At 42.5% G+C, this 6,139-nt stretch carries 1 protein-coding gene; it reads left to right on the top strand.

Annotated features, from left to right (window positions below):
- A partial coding sequence (locus VMW39_05310; GenBank protein HUW23429.1) for a hypothetical protein occupies positions 1-6,139 on the top strand: 6,139 nt, incomplete at both ends.

Below are 6,139 nucleotides of genomic sequence, written 5' to 3' on the forward strand. Positions count from 1 at the left end.
GATGACTTTCATTGTATCAATAGAAATGCCAGGGACGTTGACTGATAGCCTGCCCGGGCCTTTGACCGCTATGAGGAGGACAGCCGATTTATTGGGCAAAAAGTTCTTTGATAATGAGCAGATTGGTATGATAAGCGACGGAGGGGTCAAGATACAGGGCGGTCCGGTAACTATCGCCAATCACGGGCAGTTCAGTCAGGCGCCGTTTATGAGGATAGTGGAAAGAGGAGGAGAGAGCAGGGTTGAGGTAATTACGTTATTGGAGGCAAATATTCAGACAGTGGGCGCGGCATGGCTTCAGATGAAGGATTATGGGAAGAACGTTCTTATCTGGCCGGCATCCGATGGTATTATCAGGTTTGGCGAAGACCCAGGCTTTTATTTATACAGACTCAGTGGACTTCCCAAGCAATTCCTATCAGCTTCAGGTACGAAAGTAAAGCTTTTTGAAAAGAATGTTGCTAAGAATATAAAGGATTTTGCAGCTGATGAAGGATTTCCCGTAGGGTTATTACTAATGACAGAGGAAGAATTGGATGACCAGCTTGTTATAAGTAATTACCTGGAGAAAACAGGACGGACCATAGAAGGTATAAAAGGGTTCTTAGATAGTAAGAAAGAGTTAAGGAAATCACGTTCGGGGCTTGAAGGAAAATATGGTGACGAAATTAAAAAGGCGCGGAGGATATTTGAAGATGCACAACTTGCACTGAGAACCAAGGGCAACTTCTTTACCTCAGAAAGAGGCGACATAGAAAAGTTCGTTGAAAAGGCCGTCTTTGCCGCCCTAGCAGAAGAAGCGATTATTCTAGGTGAAGGCACAAGCGTTATGAATATGTTTTTCATAATGGGTGATAAGAAGACTATTTGGGACCTGTTTATCAAAAAGCTCTCCGAAAGAGATAAATCAGGAGAAAGACTCAATCAGAAGAATGTCAACGTTTTTGATAATATTTTTGCCGGAAGTGCCCGCCGCTCTGATACCGATATGAACGACCCCATAACTGGAACTACCATTGAATATCTTGGAGATAATGGAGTAAGATTACTGGGTATTAATTACGGAGGAGATGGTGCGTACTGCAATGATATTGCCAATTTGGGTGTTTATGGGAAAATCCTCAGAGATACAGTTTACGATGTGAGATTAAAATATCAAGCAAGGATGGATAATACCGTAAAAATCCCGGAAAATGTCAAGATATATTATGATGGAAAACTACTTTCAAAGGATACACGGAATGCTGTCTTCCTGTTAAAGAATTTGAAGGTAGAAGCGCCGGAGGAGGGAAAATACGAAATTCATCTCCAGAAGGGTTCAGCGATTATAAATAGTATAATCAGGTTCAATAAGAAATTTACAAAATTAGATGTCGGAGAGGATTTCATCCTTGTTGATTGCGAGATTGCGGCCCCCATAGTTTGTATAGGAGGTGGAGGGCTGGCCATAGCTGTCTTCCATACACCCGAAGATGAATTACGAGGGAAAACCTATGACTATGGATATGATACTACAAATGGAGTCTATACGGCAACAAAATATGAGGCGGTTGAAGAATTGGAGCTATATGGTGATGAAACAACAACCACAATGGTTATGGAGACTGCTGGCGGCGAAATTAGAAATGTGGTTGGGAGGTCCTCGAATCTGGATTACGAAGCGCCAATAGGTGAGATATGTATGGAAGTTACCGGAAAGGAAAACGAAAAGGAAGCCTTTGATGGAATGCAAAAGAATCATCCCCGGCTTCTGGGAGTAAAAGGGCTGAGTGAAGATCCAGAAGTTCTAGGAAAATCGCTTTATGAACTACCTCATTATGGTGGCTATGATTTTGAGACAGCGAAGACAAAAGTCAAAGCAGGGTTTATGAGAGAGAGTATCCTGCGAGCGAGAAATGGCTGGAGAGAAAGGGCAGCAGAACAAGAAGTCAAGGAAACGAAACCAAAACCTCCCTTACATTTTGCACGCAGAAACTTATTAACTTTAGGTGGGCTTGCAGCTTCTTTATTAATCGCTATTAGCGGAAATTATATTTTAAGTGTGTTTACTGCCGGCGGAAGCCTGTCATTTAAGTTGGGCAAATTTCTCAGCGGGTTCTTTAAAGGGCATCTCAAAAAAGGAGCAATGTTCAGGGGAATCTGGAGCGTTGCCGAAGGGATGATTAAGGAATTCCAGAAAAAGCCGGTTGAGCTTAATGAAGAACAACAGGGGAAAATGGTTGACGCTCTTGCGGTTGTGGAAAGATACGACCCGAACATGGCTAAATCTCTTCTCAGTATGTTTACAAATAAAAGACTGATTGTGGTGGACAACCCTGAGTGGATTCAGGAAGGAACAGCGGAGCATGACTGGGTATTTACGTGGGTCAGTGAATTTATCTTTGGCAGGAAGACCGGCATTCAACAGGACGCTTTGGACAACCTTACAGATAAACAACTTGCCGAACTTATTTTCCACGCTTTCAGGGAGAGAAAAGAATTAGAAGCCGGGGCGACTCAAGAAGAGGCTCATACTAGGGCGTTAGAGGCTCAAAAAGATTTTAGGGAAAAACTGAATATTCCGGAGGAGGAATCTTTAGAAGTAGCTCTCAATCGCCTTGTGGCCCGAAGGAGAATTGAAAAAGTTACCCGGGCAAAAGGAATTGTTGCTGGTCTCAGCCGGAAGATAGACCTCTATGTAGATAAATTGGAAGGGTTGCTTACTCTCGGTTTACCCCCGGTGGCAAGTTACCTGTACTATAGCCGAAGTACGCTGGAAAGACGCGTCGCGTCTCTAAAAGAAAAAGGATTTTCCAATAGAGAGATAACCCCAAGCTTAGTCCGTTTACAGGGATATGCAGAAGTTCCGGAAAGCTCGCTCAAGTACCAAAATGCCCAAAAAGCATTAGCCAGCCTCCAGAAAAAGAACCCCATCCTTTATGACAAACTGACCTCACGAAAGGGAGAAGCCGAGCAGAGACCAGTTTCAACAGTTGATCCTAAAGCCAAAGCCGAAGAATTGAGAAGGAGGTTTGCAGAAGGAGAGGATGTTACTGAAGCCGCATTGGAGATGATGGACGAGGAGATGAAAAGAGTTGTAGGCGGCCCTGCGTTACGTCATCAAAAGGAAGGCGCGAAGGAACTTTTGGAAGACAAAGGTAAGTTTCTTTTGGCGCGCACTTCTTCCGGTAAGACCTATATGTTTGGTATCGCTATTTTCTTAAGATGGTTAAAAAGGGTTGCGAATGAAGTGGTAGAGGTTTCATCGCCTAATCAGGACAAGGTAAGAGAAGATGCCGCACGCGTGGGAGAACTTTTAGCTCCGTTTGAAATTCGTATAGGTTTAATAGAAAAGGATGAAGGAACAGGAGAAGAGATTGGTTATTTCTATGATGTTAATAAAGGAGAACTTATAAAGGGAGCGGATGATAACGGAGAAAGCGTGAAGAAAGTCTGCATAGAGGCTTATGCCATTTATGGAACGCCAGAAGTTTTCGAACATATTGAACTTCGAGAAAGACATGCATTCAGTGTAGAAGACCAAATCTTAATGAACAGACCCACCGTGCTAATGGATGATGAGTTTGACGTTCGTAACGTTCTCAATTTTTCAAATCCAGCCATTCTTTCCGGGCCTGAAGCCAAGGATGCGAGAGAAAGAATGGAACGACTGGAGATTGCTCGTAAGTGGCTTGACGAGTTAGACAGACCTCTTATTCGATGGGGAAAGAAAGGTGGCACAGTTACCAGATTGACTGCTCCGGGGTGTTTGAGATTATGGTGGATACTGAGGCGCGGAGGGCATAATACGTATTCCTACAGGACCTGGAAGGAATCCGTGGAGACGCTTCTAACCGCTAAAAACAACTACCATAAAGACCAAAAAGGTGGTTACGAAGTTGTAGGAGACGATGTTGTAATTCTATCAGAGACTGGAGAGAGGGCGCCAGGAACTCAGTGGCAAGGTGATTTACATAATGCCGTTAGATTGAAAGAAAGCCTTCCTATGAAGCCAGCGACCATGGTTATAGCCAGCACTTCGAGAAAAGCTTTTGTAAGTCATCCAAACGTAATTCTACAGTGTGGGGCTAGTGGTACAGAAGGAATCCAAGGTTTCATGGAGGAGATGTTTGGAAAGGAAGTAGAAAAGCTTACGATTTATGATAAAGATGGTAAGAAAGTTGAGCCCACCCTGGATGTGGCCGGAATAAATCTATATTTGGGGAAGAAGAGTAAATTATCAGGCATTGTTAAGAGAGTGAAAGAGCTGGTCAATCGCGGTATTCCGATAATATTGTCCGCAAAGGATAAAAGTTCGGCTGAGGAATTACAGGCTTTGCTAAGAGAGATAGATATTGAGGCAGATACATATACATCAAGTACTGACAAAGATAAAGTAAGTAGGATAGTTGGAAATGCTGGAACTGAAGGCAAAGTTACAATAATAACACCAAGAGGAACAAGGGGAACGGACTATAGAATACATGAAGATTTGCTGAAAGTAATGCTGGAAGAAGAAAGGTTAAGAAAGATAGGTATGCGTCTCATATCGACTTATTTCCCGAAGTTCAGTGCATTCCAGATTCAGGAGCAAGGCCGTGTTGCGAGGCAGGGAGACCCGGGTAGCTGGGAAGGTCACTGGGACATGGAAGGTTTGGAAGGGGAAGAGTATTCAGATTTAGTTAAGGAACACATCGTGGTTTTGAGAGAAAGATTAAGAGATGCCAAAGAGCCAATTACTGACGAGAAATTACTCAGTGAAATATTGGGAGAGATAAGAGCAAAGATTGTAGAGCAACATCTATATCAGACCAGGGAACAGGCGCGACTTGCTGGCATATTAGATGAAGAGATGGTTCTCGAAGAAGGCCAAAAGTCTCAAAGCATACAAAGATGGTTCTATTCATTGAGAGGTAAAGTGCTGAGCGGCGAACTAATCAACGAATTTTTTGCCAGAGAAGATGTAAGTAGAGATTTTGGCAAGAGGATAGGTGCTATAGAAAAAGATGTATCTAATGAAAGTAGTGATAAAAGAAAAAGAGAAGTTCTAAAGGTTCTGCTATTTTCCGAGGTATTCAATTTAGAAGCACTCGGTATACCTGAAGCGCAAGTAGAAGAGATGTTAGACGGTATATTCGAAGAACAAGATAAAGGAATTACACTTGGCGAGGCAATCCTGAATAATATAAAAAGAGTTCTCACCCGGTACGCACTTTCAATAATGGATGACGAGTGGAGTAGTTTTCAGAGTAATTTTGAAAAATTAAGAGAGGGCTTCTCGGGATTGAGTTGGCAGCAACAGAGCGCCAAATATAGTCAATATGCCGTCCAGGCGCGAAGCGGGATAGATGGTATAAAGCATACCGTAGATAAAAGTACGGAAGAGATGGGTAAGGTATTTGCTGCGGCGTTAAGACCTTCTTATGACCAAAAAACAGAAGAATCAACGGAGGAAAAAGAATCAATAATAGTTAAAGCAATGAGACTAAAGAAACCGGCTTCAATTGTTTTAGGTTTGGGATCACTTTATTTTCTTATAATGAAAATAATATTCCCTCTATTTGGTACAAAAGGAGCTATGAGCGGTGTTGGTGGCAAACTTATTTCTGGCGGACTAACCGGTATTTCACCAATAGCAGCGGTCATAATTGCCGGTGCGGCTTTGATTCTTATATTGGCTTTAAGGCCGTATCTTAAAAAGATTCAAGGTGCCTCAGATAAGATTCAGGAAAGGCTCATTGAAGAATATGAAGGGGTTGGCAAGGAAGGATTAGCAAAGGCATTTTCACGGCATGCTCTTTTCCAAATATTAAATGTTATTAACTACATCACCTTTATTTCAGCTTCGATAATATTGCTTGCGGCTATATCACATCCCGTAGCAGGTGGTGTAATGTTCCTTTCTCTTCCTTTAATCTCATGGGCGCCTATGGTAGGCGTGGTTGGTCTTGTATCGAGTCTGGTTACATTTATTTTTTTCAAAGGCTGGATTAAAGAAGCACCTCCACAAGAAGCGCAACCCAGAAAGAGATTCATAGACGCGTTTACAAGAGGTTTGGTTAGCCTCATAGTTACAACCGCAGTTATTCATACTGCTTCTTCCCTTTCTTCGTTGATTGTTGGACTTTCCATAATTGGAACGTCTATTTTTGTCTCCTAT

The sequence above is a fragment of the bacterium genome, assembly GCA_035530055.1.
In the GTDB taxonomy this organism is placed as follows: Bacteria; UBA6262; WVXT01; order WVXT01; family WVXT01; genus WVXT01.